Source organism: Micromonospora sp. NPDC049230 (assembly GCF_040647875.1).
In the GTDB taxonomy this organism is placed as follows: domain Bacteria; phylum Actinomycetota; class Actinomycetes; order Mycobacteriales; family Micromonosporaceae; genus Micromonospora.
In genome coordinates this window covers 42,132-65,113 of record NZ_JBEZCZ010000009.1, presented here as the reverse complement: position 1 = coordinate 65,113, position 22,982 = coordinate 42,132, and the positions used below count along the sequence as shown (strand labels likewise).

Below are 22,982 nucleotides of genomic sequence, written 5' to 3'. Positions count from 1 at the left end.
GGGTTCAGCCCCGCCGCGCCGACGCCGCCCACGACGGCACGCCCGGGTCGTCCCAGCACCCGACGAGCATGCGGTAGGTGGCCGAGTGGGCCATCAACTCCCGGTGCGTGCCGAGCACGGGTTCGTCGCCGTCGAGGACCAGCATCCGGTCGGCGCGCAGCGCGGAGCTGATCCGGTGCGCGATCACCACGAGGCTGCCGGGCCGCCGGGCGAAGGCGTCCTCGACTGTCGCCTCCGCAGTCGGGTCCAGGTGGCAGGTCGCCTCGTCCAGGATCACCAGCGGGGCGGGCGCCAGCCAGGCCCGGACGGCCGCGATGAGTTGCCGCTCGCCGGTGGAGAGCAGCGCCGGCACGACCGGCGCGGCCAGGCCCCCCAGGCGGGTGGCCAGGGGACGCGCACCGAGCGCGTCGAGGGTGGCCTCCAGCGTGTTGTCGTCGGCGTCCGGCCGCAGGTAGCGGAGGTTGTCGGCGAGGCTGCCGGTGAAGACGTACGCCTCCTGGGGCACCAGCACCCGCAGCCCACCCAGGGCGGACGGCTCGGCGTCGGCGACCGCCGCACCGGCCAGGTGGACAGTGCCGGTCTGCGGCGGCACCAGCCCGGCCAGCAGGGCGGCCAGTGTGGACTTGCCCGCACCACTCGGGCCCACCACGGCGAGGTGCTCGCCCTCGGCAAGCGTCAGCGAGAAGTTCCTCAGCACGGGCCGGGCGCGCGGGCCGTACCCGAAGGTCAGCTCCCGGACCTCGACGGCCGGTGAGCGACCGACCGGTCCGGTTGGCGGGTGGGGTGCCCGGGTGATGGGGGCCGGCGGGCGGGGGCCGTCGGTCACCGGATAGGCACGCAGGATGTTCTCCAGGGTGACCGCGTACCGCAGCCCGCCGCCGCCGAGGCCCTGCACCAGGGTGTGCAGGGCGGGTTGCAGCCCGGTGGAGACGTAGATCAGCGCGCCCAACACCGCGCCCGCTGTCAACCCGCGCTCGACCAGCCACGGCGCGGCCACGAGCAGCACCACCAGCGGCAGCCAGCCGCCGATGCCGAGGCTGAGGCTGCGGATGGCCGCCATCCGGGCGAGGGTGCGTTCGGCGGCGGCCTGCGCCGACACCCGGCGTTCCACGTCGGCGGTCACGCGTGCCTGGGCGCCGCAGGCCAGCACGTCGCGGTGACCGGCGAGTGCGGCCGCCGCCGACTGGCCGAGCCGCTCACCGGCCCGGACGTAGGCACGCTGGTGCGCGACCATCGACGGCAGCGCGGCGAGGAACACGGCCAGGCCGGCGACCAGCGGCGCGGCGGCCAGCGCCGCCACCACCGGTGCCAGGGCGAGGAGTCCGAGCAGGGCCGCGCCGGCGGAGAAGAGGAAACCGCGGGTCACCATGAGCAGACCGGCGAAGGTGTCGCGGATGATCTCCATCTGGTGGGTCAGCCGGGTCACCGCGGCGCTGTCCGGACGACCTCCCGCTCGGGTGGCCTCGCGCAACGCACCCCGGACCACCTGGGCGGCCACGTCGTCGCGGAACGGCTCGACCACGGCACCGAGGCTCCGGTACGTCCGACCGGTCGCCGCCGCGCCGACAAGCACCGCCACGGCGAGCGCCCCCAACCACGCCAGGCCGTTGAGGAGACGTCCAGCCAGAAAACCCTCGTCGACGGCGCGGGCGACAAGGAGGCCGGCGAGCAGGGCGGGCAACGACTCGACGAGCGACCAGCCGCAGAGCCGGGCGAGAGCACTGCGGCGGGCTCGCAGCGCCCGCCAGGTCACCCGCCGTACGCTCAGGCGGCTCACGGCCCACCGCCGGCCGGCTGGAAGACAGCCCGGTAGTCCGGGTCGGCCCAGAGCAGCCGGTGCGGTGCCACGCCGCGCAGCCGACCGCCGTCCAACCAGGCGACGAGGTCGGCCGCCGCGGCCGCCGCCGGCCGGTGGGTGACCACCAGTCGGGTACGCTCGCCGGCCCGCCCGAGCACCGCCTGGGTGATCCGGTGTTCGGTCGCGGTATCCAGGCTGGACGTCGCGTCGTCGAGGATGAGCAGCCGCTCGGCGGCGAACGCGCGAGCCAGGCCGAGGCGTTGGGCCTCGCCTCCGGAGAGCGGTGTGTCCACCAGCGGGGTGCGGTAGCCCTCGGGCAGTCGGTCGATCACGTCGGCGACCGCCGCCAGGCGGGCCGCCCGCAGGACCGCCGGTGTGGCCGGGCTCCGGTCGGCCGGTGGTGTCGCCGCGTCGACCGGCAGCGCCAACCCGATCGCGTCGTGGACTGTCGCGCCGATCAGCACCGGCCGGTCGAAGGCGTAGCCGACGGCTCGGCGCAGTGCCGACCCGTCGAGGTCGCGCAGCGGCACGCCGTCGAGTCGCACCTCACCGCCGTCGGGGTCGTACAGCCGTCCGGCGACGGCGGCCAGCGTCGACTTGCCGGCACCGGAGGCTCCGACGACAGCCACCGTCGCGCCGGCCGGCACGTCCAGGTCGATGCCGTCCAGGATGGACCGGCCGTCGTCGGCGTGCACGCGTACCCCGCGCAGTCGCAGGGCGCCTCCGCCGGGCGGAAGGGGCCGGTCGCCGGCCGACGTGGCCGGTTCGTGCAGCAGCTCGGCGACCCGGTGTGCCCCGGCGCGGCTGCGGACCAGGTGGTTGAGGGTGGCGAGCACTGCACCGAGCCCGGCGCCCATGGCCGCGTAGCGGACCGCGGCGACCAGTTGGCCCGGCGTGAGCCAGCCCGCGGTCAGCGCGTACCCGCCGACCGCGATGACGCTCAGGTTCAGCAGCGGCGCCACGGCGGAGGTGCGCGCGCTCGCCCGGGCCAACAGGTCCCAACCGCGCCGGCCGTACCGGCCCAGCTCCGGCAGGGCCGCCAGCACGCGGTCCTCCTCGCGGTGGGTGGTGGCGGCGGCGGCGATGGTCCGGGCACCGGTCAGCGACTCCAGCAGCCGACCGGCGATGGTGCCGAGCACCCGCTGGTACGCGGCGGTCGCGGCCGAGGCGTCAGCCACGAAGGCGCGCATGAGGACGGCGAGCAGGGCGAGACCGGCGAGCAGGGTGACCCCGAGGACCGGTTCGAGGAGGGCGAGGGCGACGACGCTGCCCAGCGGTGGAAGCACCGCCACGACGGCCAGCACCACTGCGTTGCCAGCCTGTCCCGCGTCGGCGGCCTGGCCGACCAACCGGCCGACGAGATCACCGACCGGGTGCCGGCGGGTGGCACGGACATCCAACGCGAACACGTGCCGCAGCAGGTGCCGGCGCAGCCCGGCGGTGGCGCGTGCCGCGCCGAATCCACTGGTCAGATCCGTGAGGGTGTCGACGCAGACGAGGACGACGACCAGGCCACCGGCGGACACCGCCCACCAGCCGGAGCCGCCGGCGAGGGCGGCGTCGACGGCGTGGCCGAGGGCTGCGGGTAGCAACAGTTCGGCGGTCGCGCCGAGCAGCGCGACCGCGGCGAGCCCGCCGGTCCAGCCGCCGCCCGCTCGGGCCGTCCGCCACAGCAACCGGTCCCCCGCGGCGAACGTCGGCATCTGTCCTCCCGTTGGTACGCGATTGCCCTGGGTGGGCACGTCTGCCCACCCAGGGCTTCGCTTGTGCGGCGGATCAGTTGCAGGTCGTGACGGAGAGCGAGCTGTCGCCGCAGAGCAGCAGGCTCGCCCGGCTACCGCCACCAGTGCGGTCGGCCGGAGCCATCTCCAGGCCCTGGAGGTCCAGAAGCGCCATGTCGTTCACCTCCCTTCCTTCTGTTCGCCGAACCGGTCGCCCCCGCTGTCGCGAGGGAGTCTCTGCGCGCCCGGCAGGGGCGCGAGAAAGGGCAGCACCGGCGGCTGGTCGCGCTGTGCGCAGGCCAGCGCGTAGAGCACGCCGGCGGTGCCGGTGCCGAAGTCCATGGAGAGCCGCAGCAGCTGCTCACCGGGGAACGCGGTCCCGTCCCGGTACGGCAGCGCGTGCCAGGCCAGCCGGTCCACCTGCGCGCCGAGTTCCCGGCGGTCGGCGTCGTCGGTCGAGGCGGCGAGGTAGGCGATGATGCCGGCCCGTCCGGCGAAGAGCCCGGACTGTGCGTAGAACGGTGACCGTGCGGCGCGGCGGATACCCGCGCTCGCCTCGGCGAACCGTTCGTCGGCGCGGTGGCGCAGGTACTGGTCGAGGACCAGCCCGATGCCGACGCTGCCGTGCGCCAGGTACGGCATGGTCCGCCAGCCCTCGTTGACCTCCAGGGCACCGTCCGGGCGCAGCACACACCGGCGCAGATCCTGGCGCAGCGCCGTGGCGGCGTGCTCCAACAGTTCCTCGTCGCCGCTGAGCTCGTAGAGCCGCAGCAGCATCAGCGCCGGTCCGGTCCGGCCGCGCAGCAGCCCGGCGTACGGGTTGCGCCCGCCGCTGACGTCCGGGCCCGGATCGTCGGCCAGTTGCCCGACCACCCGCTCGGCGACCCGCCACGCGGCGTCGCGCAACGACACCTCCCCGGTACGCGCGGCCAGCTCGGCCAGGTTGAGCGCGATCCCGGACAGTCCGCTCGCCAGGCTGTGGTCGAGCCCGTCGACGGGTTCGCGCAGGCAGATGTCGACGACGTCCAGCGCGTCCTGCCGTCGGCCGAGGTGGTCGAGGGCGTGGGCGACGCCGTGCAGCCCGTCGTAGAAGCCGCAGCGGGTGCCGGACGGCGGCGCTGTCGCCCGCCGCACCAGCCAGTCCTCGTGCTCGGGCCACCGCCCGGCGCCGCTCTTGTCCAGCGCGTACAGCACTCCGGCCGCTCCGTGGGCGAGGTTGAGGCCGCCGCTGCGGAACTGTTCGATGTCGCCGGGGAAGAGTCGGTCGTCCCGGGCCGGGGTGGCGCTGGCCAGGATGGCCGTCGCCAGCTTCTCCCGGGTGACGGACGCGTGGTGTGCGTCCGCGTCCCTCGGGCCGCCGGTGATCTCCTCGACCGCGGGGTCGAGGAAGGACCTCGGCACCGGGAAGTTCGCGGCGATGATGTCGGCCAGGTGCGTCACCTTCGCCGGTGCGAGCCGCACCAACTGGGTCAGGGGCAGGAACAGCGCCAGCCGCAGGCAGGCCAGGGCGTAGGTGTCGACCGCCGGCCCGGTCCGGTCCCGCGGTGCCGCGAACCCCTGGTTGCGCAGCCCGGGTCGGCGGTGCCCGGCGATCGGCGCGGCCACCTCGAAGTCGACGAGGGCGACCCGGTCGTCCGGCCGGATCATGATGTTGAACAGGTGCAGGTCACCGTAGACCAGGCCGCGCTCGTGGATCGCCGCGACGACCGACTCGACCTGCTCGAAGGTCTGCCGGGCCCACCGGGCGTACGCCGCCCGGTCGTCGTCTGTCGCGTCGGCGTCGATCAGCGGGTACCTGTCGACGAGCACCTTGTTCAGCGGTCGGCCCTCGATGAACTCGAGCGCGAGGAACCGGTGCTCGCCCAGGGCGAACTCGTCGTGCACCCGGGGCACCTGTGGCAGGTCGGCGAGTTGCCGCAGGGCGTCCGCCTCACGGGCCAGCCGGGCGACGGCGTCGGTGCCGTCGGCGTCCAGGCCGGCGTGGGGGCGGGCCTCCTTCAGCACCACCTCGGTGTCGGTGCGCAGGTCCCGGCCCACGTACAGCCCGCCGCCGTTGGAGAAGTGGATCACCCGCTCGATCCGGTACGGCACCTGGTCGGTGCTGGTGCCGCTGCGGGCGGCCAGGTGCGGGCCGAGGAAGTCGGGCAGGGTGATCCAGGACGGTACGTGGAAGACCGGCTCGCGGCGGTCCGGCACCAGCGTGCCGGAGTCGTCCTCGATGGCCGGCACCACCTGACCGTCGGGCGAGAGGCAGTAGCGGGCGGCGAAGCCGCCGTAGCGCACGTGCACCGGGCCGCTGCCGTAGCGCAGGTCACTGAGGATGTACGGCCCGGTCTCGCCGGTGAGCAGTTCGTCGAGTTCCTTGCAGGTCAGCTCCAGTTCCGCGTCGTCGCGGGGGTAGACCGTGACGAACTTGCCGCTGGCGGCCCGGGCGGCGTACTTGGAGTTGCGCAGCAGCAGTGTGCGGGGCCCGCGCAGGAACTTGAAGGACAGGCCGCGGGGGACGCAGTAGTCCCACACCGCGTCCAGCACCCGCTCGGCGTTCGCCAGGCCCGCCGAGATGTGGATCTTCCACCCCTGCTGCGGCAGCGAGCCGCCGTCGGGGGCGTAGATCAGCCAGTCGTCGAGCGGCTCGCTGCGCCAGCCGGTCGGCAGCGGCCGTTCGGCGGCCGGGAAGACGGGCTGCGCGACGGCGCTGCCGAGCGAGTCGTAGAACAGTGGGTCGGCGGCGCAGTAGCTGTCGTAGCGTTCGTCCACTGTCCCGCCGCCCTTCGACTCGGCCGGCTGTTGTTCCGGCGTTGCATTGAGTCTCGTCCACGGGACGTGGTGGCTCCCAGTGCACATAGTCACGACGTTCGATGCGGGGCGCACGGTGCCCCGTGACATTAGTCAGGGCCACCTGCCCGCCTCGATCAGCGCCACACGGCTGCGCGGCGCGTTGTTCGATGCGACACACAGGGTGGCCGTCTGCTCACTGAGCTGCGTGTTCTTGACCCCTGGCGAGAGCAGAACTTAGACTTCCGTGATTGTTAACGTTAACAGTCACGTCACTCGATCGTAATCAGCAGGTCATCGGCACCGGGTCCCCCGTCAACCCCGGTGGCGACGCGACAGACCGGTGCCGACCGGGCCGAGGGGACCGCGAAGGCGCGTACCACCACCAGCCAGGAGGACGAGCACATGACGCACGAGCAGCACGAGCCGGTGAGCGGCGAGCGGAAATTGGTGAGCCGGAGAACCGTCCTGACGACGATGGGGGCCGTACCGGTCGCGGCGGTCGCCGCGGTCGCGGGGGCCTCGCCAGCCTCGGCCGCGGCGGCGAGCATCAATCCGTCCGCGACGCGGCAGACGATCCGAGGATTCGGCGCGATGGCCCACGCGGCCTGGATCGGCGACCTGACGGCCGCCCAACGGGACACGGCGTTCGGCACCGGCCAGGGTCAGTTGGGGTTCTCCCTGCTGCGGATCCCGGTCAACGAGAACCAGGCGGACTGGAGTGCCGACCTCGCGACGGCGCAGCGCGCGGTCGCGCTCGGGGCGACGGTGTTCGCGTCGCCGTGGAACCCCCCGGCCAGCATGATCGAGACCTTCACCCGGGGCAGCCAGACCAACGCGAGGCGCCTGCGGTACAGCTCGTACGCCGCCTACGCCACGCACCTGAACAACTTCACCACGCACCTGCGCAACAACGGGGTGAACCTGTACGCCATCTCGGTGCAGAACGAGCCCGACTACGCGGCCGAGTGGACGTGGTGGACCACCACCGAAATGGTGCGGTTCCTGAAGGAGAACGCCGGCTCGATCAGCACCAGGGTCATCGCTCCCGAGTCCTTCCAGTACGTGAAGTCCGTGTCGGACCCGATCCTCAACGACGCCGCGGCGCTGGCCAACGTGGACATCATCGGGGCGCACCTCTACGGCACCTCGTACTCGAACTTCGCCTATCCGCTGTTCAAGCAGAAGGGCGCGGGCAAAGAACTCTGGATGACCGAGGTCTACTACCCCAACAGCAACACCAACTCGGGCGACGCCTGGCCCGAGGCGCTCGACGTGGGCGAGCACATCCACCGCGCCATGGTCGACGCCGAGTTCCAGGCGTACGTCTGGTGGTATCTGCGGCGCAGCTACGGCCCGATGCGCGAGGACGGCCAGATCAGCAAGCGCGGGGCCATGATGGCGCACTTCGCCAGGTTCGTCCGCCCCGGCTACCAGCGGATCGACGCGACCGCGAACCCGGCGTCGAACGTCTACGTCTCGGCCTACCGCGGCGGCGACACCGTCGTGATCGTCGCCGTCAACAAGAACACCTCGTCGGTGAGCCAGCAGTTCACCCTGTCCAACACCACCGCGTCCGGCAGCGTGTCGAACTGGCTGACCGACGCGAGCCGGACCGTCGCGCCCCAGGGCGCGCTCACCATGTCGAACGGCTCGCTCACCGTCACACTCCCAGCCCGCAGCGTGATGACCTTCGTGACCACCGTGAGCGGCGGCACGACCCCGGTGGGAGACACCTACAAGCTGGTCAACGTCGACACCGGTGTGGTCCTCGGCGTCCAGAACATGTCCACGGCCGACGGTGGTCTGGCCGTGGTGTGGGGCGACACCGGCACCGCCGACCACAACTGGGTCCGGGTCACCGACGGCAACGCGTTCCGGTTCCGCAACGTCAACAGCGGCAAGGTCCTCGGCGTCGAGAACATGTCGACCGCCGACAACGCCCGCGTCATGCAGTGGAGCGACAACGGCACCGCCGACCACCGGTGGACCCTGGTGGCCAACAGCGACGGTTCCTACCGGATCCGCAACGTCAACAGCGGCAAGGTGCTCGCCATCCTCAACGGCTCCAGCACCTGGGGCACCCAGGCCGTCCAGTACGCCGACAACGGCAGCACCAGGAACAACTGGCGACTGGTCCAGGTCGGCTGACCGTCCAGCGCACGGCTGCGGTGGGGATCAGGCCGATCACCTGATCCCCACCGACCGGCCGCCCCTCGGTCAGCCCAGGTACTTCTCCCACGGGCCGGTGATCGCCAGGGTGAGGCCGGGGTCCTGCATGTTGACGAAGAGGACCCGGCCGTCGGCGCTGAAGGTCGGCCCGCAGAACTCCGAATCGTTGAGCTGGTTCCGCGCGATCGCGTACGTCGGCCCTCCCGGAGTCGTGCTGAGCACGTGGGAGGCCCCGGTGCCGTCCTCGGCGAGCACCAGGCTGCCCCACGGGGTGACCGACACGTTGTCCGGGCCGTCGAAGGTGAGGTCGTTGTACTTGACCGGCGTGCCCTCCTCCGAGGCCGTCTGGTGCGGGAAGTACGTCACCAGCTGGATGGTCTGGGCCCGGAAGTTGTAGAACCAGACCATGCCGTCGTGCGGCGCGGCGTCGGCCGGCAGGTCACCGTCGTCCCAGGCGTAGGAGTTGACCACGTAGACGCCCTCGTCGGTGCTCCACACCCCCTCGAACTTGCGTCCGCGGGTGACCTGGCCGTCGGCGAACTGCTCGCGCACCGACGTGTGCCGCGCGTCGCGGTCGGGCACCTCGATCCACCGGACGGGGAAGGGGCGGCCCAGCTGGGCCGAGGTCAGGTAGGCGACGTCCGGCAGCACCGAGCCGTCGTCCATGATGATCTGCATGGCGGCGAGGACACCGGCGTTCGGTGCGAGGCGGGTGAGCACACCGGGGCCGAGCTTGACCCCGGCCGGGGCGGTCCAGCGGTAGAAGAGCCCGTTGGGCTCGTCGGCGTCCTCGGACAGGTAGATGTGCGTGCGGTCCCGGTCGACCGCCAGGGCCTCGTGGGAGTAGCGGCCCAGGCACCTGATCGGCCGCGGGTCCGCGCTGCCGTCGGCCCAGACCTCGAAGACGTACCCGTGATCCTTCTGGTAGACGCCCGACCGGGTGCCCTCCTCCCACTCGTCGCCGGCCCGGTCCTCGGTCTCCTCGCAGGTCAGCCAGGTCCCCCAGGGGGTCGGCCCGCCGGCGCAGTTGGAGATGGTGCCGGACAGGGCGACGAACTCACCAAGGTTGCGGCCCGCGCGGTCGGTCCTGATCACGGTGCAACCGCCGGCGTCGGTGGCGCCCGCGTCGTACACAGTGCCCTTGACGTGCGGTACGCCGAACTCGGCACCCGGGTCGATCTCGTGGTTCTGGATCAGTGTGTAACGGCCGTGGCCGGCGTCGTAGACGGCCATGCCGTCGTGGTCCGACGGCGTCACGCCCTGGCCCCTGTCGAGTCGGGTGACGCCGGTCCGGGTGACGACCGTGTAGCTGAAGCCCTCGGGCAGGGCCAGGACCCCCTTGGGGTCGTCCACGAGCGGCGGGAAGGGCACGTGACCACCCTTGACCGGCGAGTGCGGCCGGCCGGGGCTGGCCTGGGCCAGGGACGGCAGGCCACCGGCGACGGCAAGGCCCACGCCGGCGGCGGCGCCGCCCGCGAGGAAGGTACGACGGGAGGAAGGCACGCGGATCAGCTCCTGGTCCAGGGGTGTACGACGGCTGACAGCCAACTCCCGTGGACGGACACCGACACGTCGCCCGAGGGTTCCGGTGGTGACATCGAAGTGAACTATCAGGGCCGCGCACCCGTCGCGAAGCTGGTCACAGGTCGTCGCGGACCTCGATCCGGCGGCGGGATACCCTGACCGCGGTGCCTCGCAGAGCCGGACCGGAGGAGTCGATGCGGGAATGACGGCAGAGCGACAGATGCCCTCCCAGGACGACGTACTCGGATATTTCGACACGCTGTCGAACTGGGGACGGTGGGGCGACGACGACGAGCGCGGCACGCTCAACCACATCACCGACGACGTCCGGCTGGCCGCGGCGCGGGCCGTACGCCACGGCAGGAGCGTCTCCTGCGCGTGGGAGGTCGCCGCCCCGGCGGACATGGAGCGGTCGACGACCACGTGCCCGTGCGCCGCCGAGATGCCGGGCGCCGAGCACATGCCACCCCACTTCCACGGTGACCGGAGCTGGGGTTTCTCGTCCGAACGGCTCGGCCTCACGTTCCACGGCAACACCCTCACCCACGTCGACTCGCCGTGCCACCTGTTCTGGGACGGCACGATGTACAACGGGCGGTCGCACTCGCTCGTCGACGTCGAGAGAGGATCGGCGTGGGCCGCCGTGACGGCGGCAGCCGACGGGATCATCACCCGTGGTGTCCTGCTGGACGTCGCGGGCGCCCGCGACGTGCCGTGGCTGGAGCCGGGGCAGGGTGTCTTCCCCGACGATCTCGACGAGGCCGAACGTCGCCAGGGCGTACGCGTGCTCCCCGGCGACGCGGTGCTCCTGCGCACCGGCCACGGCCGCTTCCGACACGAGGCCGGCGCGGCAGGCGGTTTCGCGCAGACCGGCTGGCACGCGTCCTGCCTGCCGTGGCTCCAGGAACGGCAGGTCGCGCTGATCGGCGCGGACAGCCCCCAGGACGTGCAACCGTCGGGGTACGAGGCGGTGTTGATGCCGGTCCACGCCGTGGGTCTCGTCGCGATGGGTCTGTGGCTGCTCGACAACTGCGACCTGGAGGCGTGCGCGACGACGGCCGCCGAGCTGGGCCAGTGGGACTTCCAGCTCGCTGTCGCACCGGTCCGCTTCGCCGGCACGTCCGGCAGCCCGGTCAACCCAATCGCCACCTTCTGACCGGCCGGCGAGCGGCGGCCCGCCCGATCTCGCGCTACGCGCCGAGGCGTCGCAGGCGGAGCGTCATCGAATCCGCGTCGGCAGCGACCCCGACCGGGCCGAGATTCGTTGGTTACCGCACCGCTTCAACCGCCACCCCATGGGGCCAGCGCAAAGCGAAGCGCCCACACCCTGGCCAGGTGTGGGCGGTTTGTCGTCTCCGGATCAGAACGCGATGATCGGACCACCGCCGGCGAGCCCGGCGTATAGGCCAGGCTGCCCGGTCAGCACGTACCCGCCGCTGTCGACCGCGGCGAGCAGCGCGCTCGCGGCGTCGAGCCGGCCGACAGTGTCGTAGACGACGGCCAAGGCCCGCCAGCTGAGCGGGTCGACGGTGAGCACCTCGACGGCCGGATGGTTGACCAGCAGATCGAGCCGGTCGACGTCGGCCGCCCCGCGGGACGCTTCCGCGAGGCACATCACCGGGACGCCGACGACGCAGTCCTCGTCGGCGACCTCGGCGATCACCTCGCCCACGTGGATCGACTCGCGGCAGAACGCGAGGACGGCGGAGGCATCGAGGACGATGCGGACGGGGCGTTCCTTCACGCGGCGCGGGCGGGCAGGCCGAGCTGGGCACGCAGCTCGGCGTCCAGCTCCGGCGTCCACCGCCGCTTGGCCTCGCTGAGCCGCTCCCGGGCGCGGGCCTTGCCCTCCGGGGTGACGACGATGCCGGCGGCGGCGAGGACGTCCTCACTGCGGGCGCCGGTATCGCGGCTGCTGCTGTCCATGCCCGCAGGATACCCCCTGCTCAGGGTGGGAGTCACCAGCAACGCCGCCGGCGGCTGGTGCTATTGGTGCTGGCGGGGCAGCGGTGGCGGACCCTTCGTACCTCACTGAGTTGCGCCCTACGCTTCGCGCGGGCCGTCGCTCACCGGAGCCGAGCCGATCACCGTGCGGCCCGCCGATGTCGTCCGCGCACTGGCCCAGGTTGCCAAACGGGAGCGCCCCGCCGCCGCGTATCATTCCTGCCTGACGAATCTACGATTCCGCGAGGTGACCCTTCCACTCCTCGGCCGGGGTGAGCGGGACTGGCGCGGGCCGCTGCACCCCGGTCGTCAGCTCGATCCGGCGACCTTCGGCCGCCGACTGGAGCAGGGTGGTCATCGTTTCGAGTACGTGCAGCGCGAAGTCGCCGCCCGCCCGGGGCGGACGCTGAGCGTCGGCCCGGACGAAGTCGATCAAGCCGATGCCCCGGGCAGCCTCGGCGTAGCCGGCCCGCGGTTCGAGAGCGCGCCACTCGGTGCCGCCGAGCGCGAAGAGGCGGACCTCCCCGTCGAAGTGGTTCGGATCGGGAACGGCGAGTGTGCCGGTCTCCCCCCGTACCTCGATCGGAGCGGCAGTCGTCGTGACGCCGTCGAAGCTCGTGGTGATGGTGGAGAGGGCACCGCCTGCGTGTTCGAGCACGCCTGTCACGTGGGTGTCCACCTCCACCGGGATCCGCTGGCCGGTGCGCGCACCCGAGCTGATGACGCGCTCGGCACGCAGCCGGCTGGAGGCTCCGACCACCGCGCGAACCGGCCCGAGCAGGTGGATGAGCGCCGAGATGTAGTACGGCCCCATGTCCAGCAACGGGCCGCCGCCCGGGGCGTAGTAGAAGTCGGGGTTGGGGTGCCAGCGCTCGTGCCCCGCGGTGACCATGACGGCCGACGCGGACATCGGGCGCCCGATGAGCCCGCCGTCGATCGCCGCCCGCGCCGTCTGCGTACCCGTGCCCAGGACGGTGTCCGGCGCGCAGCCGACGCGCACGCCGGCCGACGTAGCCCGTTCGATGATCGTGCGACCCTCCGGGAACGTCACCGCGAGCGGCTTCTCGACATAGACGTTCTTGCCCGCGTCGATCGTGGCGAGCGAGATCTCGGCGTGCGCCGCGGGGATGGTGAGGTTGAGCACCGTCCGCACGTCCGGGTGGGCGAGCAGGCGCTCGACGCTCATCGCCTCGGCTCCGGGGACGAGGGCGGCGGCCTCGGCGGACCGGGAGGCGTCCAGGTCGGCCAGTGCGGCGACGCGCACCGCGGGGTGGTCCGCGAGGGTGTCCAGGTACGCGCGGGAGATGACCCCGAGACCTACGATGCCGACGAGGTGCGGGTCGCCCACAACATCCCCCTCTCGATGACGGTACGGACGCTCGTGTGCTCCAGCACGTCCAGGCTGTGCCCCGGGGTCGTCACGACGATGCGCCCGGCACCCCACTGCCGGGTCCAGATGGCCGGCGAGGTGACCGGCCGGTGCCACGGGTGCCACGCCTGCGTGGGGTGGGTCGTCACGGCCAGGACGTCGATGAGGTCGTCGTGCAGCACCCAGTACTGTTCGGTGACCAGGTCGAAGTCCTCGATCCCCGCGGTGATCGGGTGCTCCCGACCGAGGTCGGTGACGCGTACCGGGTGCGGCAGGAAGTTGTCCTCCGGGCCGCCGTGCCGCTCGCACGGTTCTTTGCCCGGGTGGGTCGCGAACTGGCCGCCCACCAGATGGAGGTATTCGGCGGACGCGCGGAACGCGTCGACGATGCCGCCGTGCCAGCCGGTGAACCCCGTGCCGGCGACGACCGCCGCGCTGAGGCCCGCCACCTGCTCGGCGGTGATCTGCGACATGGTCATGCACTGCACGACGAGGTCGGTGGCGGCCATCTCGGCCGCATCGGCGTAGACCTCGGTCGACTCCTCGACACGTACGGCGTAGCCGCTGTCTTCGAGGAAGGGGAGGAACAACTCCGTCGCCTTGACCGGCTGGTGCCCCTCCCACCCGCCCCGAACCACAAGTGCTCTCCGCTGCGCCACCCTCGCTCCCTCCCCCGGTCCATCGTCACCGGGTTGACCGTTCGTGCCTCTGAGACGTGCCGCTGATGCCGGTGAATGTCGGCCACCGAAACCGTACTAGGGGTTGCCGCCGCCCGCCGCGTACGGCGGGGGCAGGGGGGCGGGGCCGACGCGGTCGCCGGGGCCTGAGGCAGCTCAGTTGGGTACGGCGATGGCGGTGCCGGCCAGACCAGCTCGGATCCGCCATCGCCCAGCCAGCCGGTCGAGTGGAACGACGCAGCCGGTCGGCACCTGCCTGAGCAGGGTGGCCGTGAAGACACCCGACGGGTCCAGGTCGATCCGCGCCTCGTGGAAGTCCAGCCACAGGCCGGTCACCGGGAACCACGTCTTGTACACCGACTCCTTGGCACTGAACAGCAGCCGGTCCCAGGGGACCTCGGGGTACGTGCCGGCCAGCCGGTGGACGGCCTGCGCCTCCTCGGGCAGCGCGACTGCCTCCAGCACCCCCTCGGGCAGCGCAGCGGCGGGCTCGGCGTCGACACCGAGCGCGGCCACCTCCCGGCGCAGGGCCACCGCGCTCGCGCAGTATCCCTCGCAGTGGGTGATGCTGCCGACCACGGCGTCCGGCCACCCGGGCGCGCCCCGGGGGCCGGGAAGGATCGGCACCGGGGCGATGCCGAGCCGGCCGAGTGCCGCCCGGGCGCAGTGTCGGGCGGTGGCGAACTCGCGGCGTCGTTTGTCCACGGCGTGCGCCACCACCGCCTCCTCCCCGGGCAGGAGGACGACGTCGTCGCGGTGACCGAACGCCTCGACGACGACCACGCCGGCGGGAACCAGCCCGGCCACGGGACCGATGGGCGTACTCACGCCGGAACGCGCATCTGCCGGGTGATCCACAGACCATCCACTGTTGTCCTGGTCATCACAGCTCCCATCATCGAGCAAGGGTCCGGTACGGCCCGCACGTCCCGGTGCGCGGGGTGTGCGGGCCGTACCGGTCGCGACGACGGTCAGACGGTCGTGCGGGACCACTGCTGGTTGGTGCCGGTGTTGCAGGTGTACTGCTTGATGACGACGCCGTCCGCGGTCGACGCGGCCGGTACGTCCACGCACTTGTTGCTGTGGCGGGCCCGGAGCTGGAAGTAGTTGCCGTTGGTGACCAGCTGGAACTGCTGGTTGGTGCCGCTGCCGCAGGTGTACTGGACGAGTTCGGCGCCGTCGGCGGTCGACGCGCTCACCACGTCGAGGCACTTGCCGCTGTTTCGGCTGACGATGCGCCAGTAGCCGCTGCCGGCGTCCTGGAACTGCCACTGCTGCCAGGCGTTGCCGCCGTAGGTGTACTGGGCGATGCGCGCGCCGTTGTCGGTGTTCGGTGACTGGACGTTCATGGTCTTGCCGCTGTGCCGCACGTCGAGCCGGTAGAACGTCCCCGTCGAGGGCGGAGGCGTCGTCGGGTCGCCGCCACCGATGGTGTCGCCCCACGCGTACCGGATCCGGTCCGCGCCGGAGGTGTTGCGGACGGTCAGGTTGAGGTCGGTGCCGCTGCCGGTGAGGGCGAACATCGAGTACCAGTCGTAGCCGATGGTGCCGGTCTTGCCGCCCAGGGCGGGCCAGTAGGTGCCGCCCATCTGGTTGTCCCGCATGACCTGGGCCATGGCGCGGATGTAGCGCACGAAGTTGTCGGTGCTGCCCGCGTCGGCGTAGTTGCGACCGTCGTTCATCGGGCCACCGAACTCGGTGGCGACCGCGCGCGAGGCGCAGTTTCCGAGGCGTTCCCGGATGTGGCTGCGGAAGCCGTCGTAGGTCATCGCGCCGTAGAAGAAGGTGTAGTAGTGGAAGGACAGCAGCGTCGAGTTGAAGCGGCTGTCGTTGCAGATGTCGCGCAGGTCCTGGCTGAAGCCGGTCCCGCCGATCAGCACCCGGCCGGGCACCGCCGAGGTGTGGTAGCTGAGCCAGTTCGCGGCGACGTTGCGCCACTCCGTCGAGCTGTAACCGTGCGGCTCGTTCATCGGCTCGAAGTAGACGTTGGTGTTCGAGCCGTACGTGTTGGTCACCGTGGACCACATCGTGTTCCAGGCGGCGAGATTCGTGATTCTGCCGCCGGAGGCGGCGGCGTCCTCCCAGTAGGCGAGGATGACCTTGAAGCCGCGGGCGGTGGCGGCGTCGATCGCGCCTCGGTAGGCCTCCCACCAGGCAGTACCCACCGTGTGGGTGTTGATGGGCAGCCGGACGGTGTTGACGCCCATGGTGGACGCCATGTCGTCGTAGATGGCATTGGCCTTGGCCCGCACCGTCGCGTTGCTGTCGGACATGCTCAGACCCTGCACGACGAGCGGGCTGGTCTTGAAGTTGTCACCCAACATGGCCCAGTTCATGCCGCGGAACTGGTTGGTGGCGGCGACGGCGGGCGACGACGCGACGACGACCACGCCGCCGACCATCGCCGTCACGGCGGCCACCAGGGCGATCAACGTCCGGCGCATCGACCGGCTGATCCGTTTCATGCGTTGTCCAATCACTAGTTCTTGCCTCTCCGGGCTCGACATCTCGAGGTGTTAGCTGGTCACGCGGAAGGTCGCGTCGGCACGGCTCTGCGCGTCGGGGATCTGGTCGAGCCGGAGCAGGTAGGCGTAGTGCCGGATGTAGCGGTCCGGGTGGCTGTAGGACTGGAACGACGTCCACGAGGAGTTGGCGAGGCCGGCGACCTGTCGGAAGGTGGCGTCGGCGGCGAAGGTGGCGGTGCCGTCGTTGGCTTCCAGTCGGAAGTCGAACCCGTAGTGGCGCAGGTAGTAGCCCGGGTAGTTGACCGACTGGATGGAGACCGTGCCGGAGCCGACCAGGCCGGGCACGACCCGCCACTGACCGTCCTGGGCCGGGCTGACGTTCGGGTCGATGCGGACGTCGTAGTCGTAGTGCCGCACGTACCGGTCCTGGAAGTTGTACGACTGGATCCGGTTGGCCGCGGTGACGGGCCAGCGGGCGAGCACGCGGTTCTGTTCGGCGGCGGTCAGGTTGAGGATCGTTCCGTGCCGCTTCTTGGTGCCACCCATGGCGTACGAGCCGGACGCCGGCAGCCGGTAGCTGCTCGTGCTGGACGGGTTGCTGGTCAGCACCGGCAGGTAGCCGCGCCCGGACGAGTACTGGTCGAGGTAGAGCACCCACTCGTCGCGGTTGTTGAACTTCAGCCACATCGGGCCCTCGACCTGGGCACCGGTCAGCCCGATGCCGGACAGGTCGCCGAGGCTCGTCCAGGTGCCGAGGATCGAGTTGCTGCCCTCGATGGCGATCTGGCCGTCCCGGGAGGCCCGCACGTACCGGTAGGCGCCGACGCCGGCCGGCACCTCGACGATCTGGGTGTCGATGATCTCCTGGTTACCGGGCCTGTTGATATAGACCTGCGGCGTGGTGATGCTGCGGAAGTCCGCAGTGCGCGCGGCATAGATGCGGTGCTTTGCCGCACCGTTGAGCGGGACGTTCGTCGCCCAGTAGAGGACGTAGTCGCCGGTGTCCGGGTTCCAGATCGCCTCCGGCGCCCAGGCGTTGCGTCCGTCCGGGATCGCGCCGGCCACGTTCAGCAGCCACGGCGCGGACCAGTTGACCAGGTCGGTGGACTCCCACACGACGAGGTTGCGGCTGCCGTTGTTGATCGCGGTCGACCAGTCCTGGCCGCAGCCGATGCACAGGTCGGTGGCGATGATCCAGTACCTGTCGCCGGCGGGCGAGCGGACCAGTGCGGGGTCCCGGACGCCGCGGGTGCCGACTGTGGACCGCAGGACGAGCCCACCGTTGTTGAGGTCGGTCCAGCGCAGGCCGTCGGTGCTGTGGGCGAGGTAGATCTGCTGGGCGGTCGACGACTCGCCGGTGAAGTGCGCCATCAGGTAGCCGACCGTCGGGTCGAGTGCGGACGCCTGCTTCGGTGTCGCCGCCGACCAGGTGGTGAACAGCAGGCACGCGGCCACCGCGACCGCGCCGAGCCGCGCGAGGACTCTCGACATGTGTCTCTCTCCTTCGCGGGAGGGCATCCGGGTCAGCTAGAGGGTCGGTACGACGGCACGGATGGTGCCGTCTGCGTTGAACTCCATCCGGTCGATGGCGGTCTCCCGGTTGGTGCCGTTGCCGGCCGGCACGGCGAACCGGTGGTAGGCGATGTACCAGGTGTCGCTGCCGGGTGCCCGGACCACCGAGTGGTGGCCGGTGCCCTTGACGCCGACGTCGAGCCGCTTCTGCAACACCACGCCGCGCCTGGTCCATGGCCCGAGGGGCGACGAGCCGGTGGCGTACGCGACCCGGTAGTCCTCGCTGCGTGTGTCGTTCTCCGACCACATGAAGTAGTAGAGGCCGTTGCGTTTGAACACGAAAGGGGCCTCGTTGTAGCCGGACGGCGTGACGGTACGTACCTGTGCCGTGTCGAAGGAGGTCAGGTCGGCGTTCAGCCGTACCGCCCGGGCGACGCCCTGACCCCAGTACAGGTAGGACTGCCCGTCGTCGTCGGTGAACACCATCGGGTCGATCGCCTGGCCACCGGAGAACTGGTCGCTGCGGACCAGTGGCCGGCCCAGCGCGTCGCGGAACGGCCCGGTGGGGCTGTCGGCCACTGCCACGCCGAGCTGTTTGGCGGTGTTGCCGCTGGCCGCGCCGCCGCTGAAGTACAGGTAGTAGCGGCCGTTGGCGGTGGCCACCGCCGGCGCCCAGGCCGAGTTGTCCGCCCAGGACACGTCCGGGCCGTGGTCGAGGATCACGCCGTGGTCGGTCCAGTTGACCAGGTCGGTGGAGGAGAACGCCTTGTAGTAGGTGCCCGCCCAGCCCGCGTAGCCGTCGGTGGTCGGGTACAGGTAGTAGCGGCCGTTGAAGACGGCCAGGTGCGGGTCGGCGAAGAGGCCCGGGAGCACCGGCCCCTTGGTGGTCTTGGGCGCCCACGGCGCGGCGAGGCGGAAGGAGCTGTCCGCCCGGAACGCGGCGGTGTCCTGGTAGGTGTCGATCCAGAGCGCGAAGTCGCGGTGCCGGATCCGCCGGTCCGGGTAGTTGTACGAGGTGAGCGCCACCGATCCGGAGACCGAGCCGTCCACCGCGCAGAAGGTGGCGTCGGCGCGGAACCCCGCGTCACCGGTGTTGGGGTCGACCCGGAGCCGGTAGTCGCGGTGCCGCAGGAACAAGCCGGTCTTGGTCTGGAACGAGTAGCAGGCGGGGGATGCCAGGCCGTTGACAACGGTGAAGGTGGCGTCGAGCTTGGTCTGGTTGGCGCTGCCGGAGGTCACCGGGTCGAGTTGACCGAGATAGTTGACGTGCCGCACGAATCGCCCGGCCTGGTTGACCGCCTCCAGCGAAACCGCGCCGGTCGGCAGCGTGGCGGCCTGCGCCGGCCCGTCGGCGACCACCACGAACGCGGCGGCGGCCACGGCGGAGAGCACCAGGACCCGGATGCGGGAGTAGCCGCGGGCCCGGGTCGGCGATGCCGCTGTCGTTCGCCACGGAACCACTGTCACGACTCCCCTTCCGGAACGGCAATCGATGTTAGCGTTAACAAGATCAACTCGGGCGCGGCTCAGGGCCTCGCGGTTCTGGGTGGCGGACGACCTGCCACACGGGACAACTCTGGTGCGCCACGCCGTACAGGCACAATGTGTTCTGCTCGTTAAGGTCGCGTTGCGGACCAGTGTTAGCGATCGCATCAACGAGTGTCAAGGATCGACGAAGCTCGTTCGTCTTGATCGCGCCGCCCGGGCCGGCGCTATCGTTCTGGCATGGTGCTCACGTCATCCGGTGCCGTCGGTGCCGCCTTCCTCGCGGACGAGCCAGCCGACGGCGTCGACCTCAGCCTGTTTGGTCAGTTCTCGGGCTCCTGGGCACTGGACTGCACCGAGTACGACCCCGACGGGCCCCGCACCGTGCGGCGAGGCGAGTGGCACTTCGGGTACGCGTTGGGCGGCCGGGCCACCACCGACGTCTGGATCCTGCCCGGCGTCGAACACGGCGTCAGCGTGCGATTCCCCGATCCCACGGCCGGTGCCGGGGTCTGGCGCTCCACCTGGGTGGGACCGGGACGGCGTCGGACACACACCTTCCTGGCCTCCCGCGTCGGCGAGCAGATCGTGCTCGACGGCGGCGATCTGCGCTGGACCTTCTCCGACATCGAGGCAGACGAGTTCCGCTGGCGCAACGAGGCCCGGCAGCCCGACGGCACCTGGCGACTCGATCAGACGTTCCGGGTGTGGCGGCAGACCTGATCCGTCGCGGTGCCGTCGCGCCGAGGTTGGCGCGTGTTCGTAGACTGACCACCGGTAACCAGCGATGTCGATCGTTATGGGTGGAGGCATGGTGCCTCGTCGTGGGCGAGCGTGGCTGTGGGCCGGGCGCGTCACGTTCGGTGTGATCATTGCCGGGTTGGTGGCGTACCTGGTGGTGGTGGGTTTGGACAAGGCCGACAAGCTGGCCAGTGCCATCAGCGTGGTGGTGGCGCTCGTCGCGGTGGCCGCGCCGTACCTGCTGCCCACCTCTGGACCAGGGGGTGTGTCGATGGTGGAGCCGGACCGGGTCGAGGACACGGGCGCGGCCCGCGCCACGGGTGGCGGGCAGGCGAACACGGGCGCGGACGTGGTCGGCACGGACCGTCCGGCGCAGGTCACCCGTTCCGGAGATGCGACAGCGGATGGCCCGGGTTCCGTGGCCAACACCGGTCTGCGGCGCCGGCCAGGGCCGTGACCTCGCCGCTCGATCCGCCCGCCGCGGCGACCGTCACCGATTCCGGCGCCGCGACGGCCGACCGGGCCGGTGTCGCCAACACCGGCGTGATCCACGGCGACGTCCGGGCCGAGTTCCACGAGCATCGCCACCCCCCGGTCACGGCGGTGACGTGGCCGGTCCAGGTGGGGCAGCCGCCGGCGTTGGCCTCGGCGTTCCAACCCCGCCGTGCGGTGCGGGAGCGGATCCAGGACGCCCGTGACCACGGGGCCGACGTGGTGTTGACCCAACACGACGCGCGGCCGGCCCGGACGCGTACCCGGGTCCTCGCCGGTGAGGGTGGGGTCGGCAAGTCGCAGCTGGCGGCGTGGTTCGCCCATCAGGCCCAGCAGGAGCGGACCACGGACCTGGTGGTGTGGGTGCCCGCGGGCAGCCCCGAGCAGATCATCACCGGGTACGCGCGGGCCGCGCTACGCGTCGGCGCACCGGGAGCCGACGGCACCGAACCGGCCGCCGACGCCACCGCCTTCTGCGAGTGGTTGCACACCACCGACCGGACCTGGCTGATCGTCCTGGACGACATCACGGACCCGGCCGACCTGGTCGGCTGGTGGCCTCCGCACCGGTCGACCGGGTGGACGCTCGCGACGACCCGCCGCCGCGACGCGGCCCTGGCCACCGGCGGTCGGCAGAGCATCGACATCGGCGTGTACAGCCCGAGCGAGTCGCTGGTGTACCTGACCGACCGGCTCACCGAGGCCGGGTGTCCCGGCCTGCTCGACACGAGCGCCGGCGACCTGGCCGCCGCCGTCGGGCACCTGCCCCTGGCGTTGTCCCACGCCACCGCCTACATGATCGACCAGGCGGTCGGGTGCGCTGACTATCTGGCCCGCTACACCGCCGCCGCCCGGGTGGCCGAGGTGATGCCCGCCGGCAGTGACCCCGACGGCTACGGCCGACCGGTGACTGTCACGCTCCTGCTCGCCCTGGACGCCGCCGACCGGGCCAACCCGGTCGGGCTGGCCCGTCCGGCCCTGGCGCTGGCAGCGGTGCTCAGCCCCGACGGCCACCCCGCCGAGCTGTGGACGACCGCCGCGGTCACCGGCTACCTGTCCGAGCAGGTCGACAGGCCCGTCACCGCCGACCAGTCCGGCACGGCCCTGCGGACGCTGCACCGTTACGGCCTGCTGACCCACACCCCCGCCGACGGTCCCCGCGCGGTACGGGTCCACGCGTTGACCGCCCGCGCCAGCCGGGAAGTCAGCACGATCGACCCGGCCACGATCGCCCACACCGCTGCCGCCGCGCTGTTGCGGCTGTGGCCGGATCGCGACCACGTTGCCAGCGACATTGTCGATGCGTTGCGCACCAACACCAGCACGCTGGCCGGCCTCGCCGGTGACGTACTGTGGCACCCCGACGGGCATTCGCTGCTGTACTGGGCCGGGGGCAGCCTGCTGCGGTCCGGGCTGTACGCCCTCGCCGTCGACTACTGGCACCGCATGGTCGACGACGCGGCGCGGGTGTTGGGCGACGAACACCCGGACACGATCACCGCCCGGGCCAACCTGGCCACCTCCTACCGACAAGCAGGCCACACCAACGAGGCCATCACCATCGAAGAAGAGGTCGTCAACGACGCGGCGCGAGTACTGGGCGCCGCGCACCCACACACGATCGGCGCCCGCTCCAACCTGGCCACCTCCTACCGACAAGCAGGCCGCACCAACGAGGCGATCACCATTCAGGAGAAGGTGCTCAACGACGCGGCGCGAGTACTGGGCGACGAACACCCGGACACGACCAACGCCCGGACCAACCTGGCCAGCTCCTACCGGCAAGCAGGCCGCACCAACGAGGCCATCACCCTCATGGAGAAGGCCGTCGACGACGCGGCGCGAGTGCTGGGCGACGAACACCCGGACACGATCACCGCCCGCTCCAACCTGGCCACCTCCTACCGACAGGCAGGCCGCACCAACGAGGCCATCACCATCGAAGAAAAGGTGCTCAACGACGCGGCGCGGGTGTTGGGCGACGAACACCCGGACACGATCACCGCCCGGGCCAACCTGGCCGTCTCCTACTGGCAAGCAGGCCGCACCGTCGAGGCCATCACCATCGAGGAGAAGGTGCTCGACGATCGACTGCGGGTGATGGGCGACGAACACCCCTTCACGATCACCGCCCGGGCCAACCTGGCCAGCTCCTACCGACAAGCAGGCCGCACCAACGAGGCCGTCACCCTCATGGAGAAGGTGGTCAACGACGCGGTGCGAGTGCTGGGTGACGAACACCCGGACACCGTGGCAGCGGTTGATGCCCTGCGGGCCTGGCGCGACGAGGCATAGTTCGATAGTGCG

At 71.4% G+C, this 22,982-nt stretch carries 18 protein-coding genes; 5 read left to right on the top strand and 13 right to left on the bottom strand.

Going from position 1 to position 22,982, the window contains the following annotated elements; all coding sequences use genetic code 11:
• Positions 1 to 4 precede the first annotated feature (4 nt).
• The 4 genes from AB0A95_RS10985 to lanKC form a co-directional block, all read right to left on the bottom strand.
• Entirely contained in the window at positions 5 to 1,777 is a 1,773-nt protein-coding gene (locus AB0A95_RS10985) for an ABC transporter ATP-binding protein (RefSeq protein ID WP_357555503.1), read from the bottom strand.
• Positions 1,774 to 3,501: an ABC transporter ATP-binding protein gene (locus AB0A95_RS10980; protein ID WP_357555502.1), complete on the bottom strand. Its 1,728-nt coding sequence runs from the start codon at positions 3,499 to 3,501 to the stop codon at positions 1,774 to 1,776. Before AB0A95_RS10980 ends, AB0A95_RS10985 begins: the two co-directional genes overlap by 4 nt.
• A 73-nt stretch (positions 3,502 to 3,574) precedes the next feature.
• Positions 3,575 to 3,694, bottom strand: coding sequence for a SapB/AmfS family lanthipeptide (locus AB0A95_RS10975; RefSeq protein WP_013734295.1), 120 nt, complete (start codon positions 3,692 to 3,694; stop codon positions 3,575 to 3,577).
• Positions 3,695 to 3,699: 5 nt separating this feature from the next.
• The gene (gene lanKC, locus AB0A95_RS10970; RefSeq protein WP_357555501.1) at positions 3,700 to 6,276 is read right to left on the bottom strand and encodes a class III lanthionine synthetase LanKC; all 2,577 of its coding nucleotides are present in this window, start codon (positions 6,274 to 6,276) and stop codon (positions 3,700 to 3,702) included.
• A 342-nt stretch (positions 6,277 to 6,618) separates the two neighbouring features.
• On the opposite strand from lanKC, the gene AB0A95_RS10965 reads away from it, so the two are divergent.
• On the top strand, positions 6,619 to 8,445 hold the full coding sequence (locus AB0A95_RS10965) for an RICIN domain-containing protein (protein ID WP_357555500.1): 1,827 nt from the start codon (positions 6,619 to 6,621) through the stop codon (positions 8,443 to 8,445).
• A 69-nt stretch (positions 8,446 to 8,514) separates the two neighbouring features.
• Here AB0A95_RS10965 and AB0A95_RS10960 read toward each other — a convergent pair whose 3' ends face one another.
• Positions 8,515 to 9,969: an alkaline phosphatase PhoX gene (locus tag AB0A95_RS10960; protein ID WP_357555499.1), complete on the bottom strand. Its 1,455-nt coding sequence runs from the start codon at positions 9,967 to 9,969 to the stop codon at positions 8,515 to 8,517.
• 223 nt (positions 9,970 to 10,192) lie between these two features.
• On the opposite strand from AB0A95_RS10960, the gene AB0A95_RS10955 reads away from it, so the two are divergent.
• The gene (locus AB0A95_RS10955) at positions 10,193 to 11,146 is read left to right on the top strand and encodes a cyclase family protein (protein WP_357555498.1); all 954 of its coding nucleotides are present in this window, start codon (positions 10,193 to 10,195) and stop codon (positions 11,144 to 11,146) included.
• Between the two features lie 204 nt (positions 11,147 to 11,350).
• Here the strand turns inward: AB0A95_RS10955 and AB0A95_RS10950 are convergent, their stop codons facing one another.
• The 8 genes from AB0A95_RS10950 to AB0A95_RS10915 form a co-directional block, all read right to left on the bottom strand.
• Positions 11,351 to 11,734: a hypothetical protein gene (locus AB0A95_RS10950; RefSeq protein WP_357555497.1), complete on the bottom strand. Its 384-nt coding sequence runs from the start codon at positions 11,732 to 11,734 to the stop codon at positions 11,351 to 11,353.
• Complete coding sequence (locus tag AB0A95_RS10945) at positions 11,731 to 11,916, bottom strand: hypothetical protein (RefSeq protein WP_357555496.1); 186 nt, start codon at positions 11,914 to 11,916, stop codon at positions 11,731 to 11,733. Before AB0A95_RS10945 ends, AB0A95_RS10950 begins: the two co-directional genes overlap by 4 nt.
• A gap of 250 nt (positions 11,917 to 12,166) precedes the next feature.
• On the bottom strand, positions 12,167 to 13,282 hold the full coding sequence (locus AB0A95_RS10940) for a Gfo/Idh/MocA family oxidoreductase (protein ID WP_357555495.1): 1,116 nt from the start codon (positions 13,280 to 13,282) through the stop codon (positions 12,167 to 12,169).
• Positions 13,252 to 13,962 (bottom strand): ThuA domain-containing protein, encoded by a 711-nt coding sequence (locus tag AB0A95_RS10935; protein ID WP_357555494.1) that lies wholly within the window; start codon positions 13,960 to 13,962, stop codon positions 13,252 to 13,254. The genes AB0A95_RS10940 and AB0A95_RS10935 overlap by 31 nt, the downstream gene beginning before the upstream one ends.
• A 174-nt stretch (positions 13,963 to 14,136) precedes the next feature.
• A complete protein-coding gene (locus AB0A95_RS10930) occupies positions 14,137 to 14,808 on the bottom strand; it encodes a 4'-phosphopantetheinyl transferase superfamily protein (protein ID WP_357555493.1) in 672 nt (223 codons plus the stop codon).
• Positions 14,809 to 14,951: 143 nt separating this feature from the next.
• Entirely contained in the window at positions 14,952 to 16,445 is a 1,494-nt protein-coding gene (locus AB0A95_RS10925) for an RICIN domain-containing protein (protein WP_357555492.1), read from the bottom strand.
• Positions 16,446 to 16,496: 51 nt separating this feature from the next.
• A complete protein-coding gene (locus tag AB0A95_RS10920; RefSeq protein WP_357555491.1) occupies positions 16,497 to 17,936 on the bottom strand; it encodes a glycoside hydrolase family 43 protein in 1,440 nt (479 codons plus the stop codon).
• Between the two features lie 36 nt (positions 17,937 to 17,972).
• The gene (locus AB0A95_RS10915; RefSeq protein ID WP_357555490.1) at positions 17,973 to 19,424 is read right to left on the bottom strand and encodes a family 43 glycosylhydrolase; all 1,452 of its coding nucleotides are present in this window, start codon (positions 19,422 to 19,424) and stop codon (positions 17,973 to 17,975) included.
• Positions 19,425 to 19,682: 258 nt separating this feature from the next.
• Between AB0A95_RS10915 and AB0A95_RS10910 the strand changes: the two genes are divergently transcribed.
• The 3 genes from AB0A95_RS10910 to AB0A95_RS10900 all read left to right on the top strand — a co-directional run bounded on the left by AB0A95_RS10910 (position 19,683) and on the right by AB0A95_RS10900 (position 22,970).
• A complete protein-coding gene (locus AB0A95_RS10910) occupies positions 19,683 to 20,165 on the top strand; it encodes a hypothetical protein (protein ID WP_357555489.1) in 483 nt (160 codons plus the stop codon).
• 88 nt (positions 20,166 to 20,253) lie between these two features.
• Positions 20,254 to 20,640 (top strand): hypothetical protein, encoded by a 387-nt coding sequence (locus AB0A95_RS10905; RefSeq protein ID WP_357555488.1) that lies wholly within the window; start codon positions 20,254 to 20,256, stop codon positions 20,638 to 20,640.
• Complete coding sequence (locus AB0A95_RS10900; protein ID WP_357555487.1) at positions 20,637 to 22,970, top strand: tetratricopeptide repeat protein; 2,334 nt, start codon at positions 20,637 to 20,639, stop codon at positions 22,968 to 22,970. Before AB0A95_RS10905 ends, AB0A95_RS10900 begins: the two co-directional genes overlap by 4 nt.
• The last annotated feature ends 12 nt before the right edge of the window (positions 22,971 to 22,982 follow it).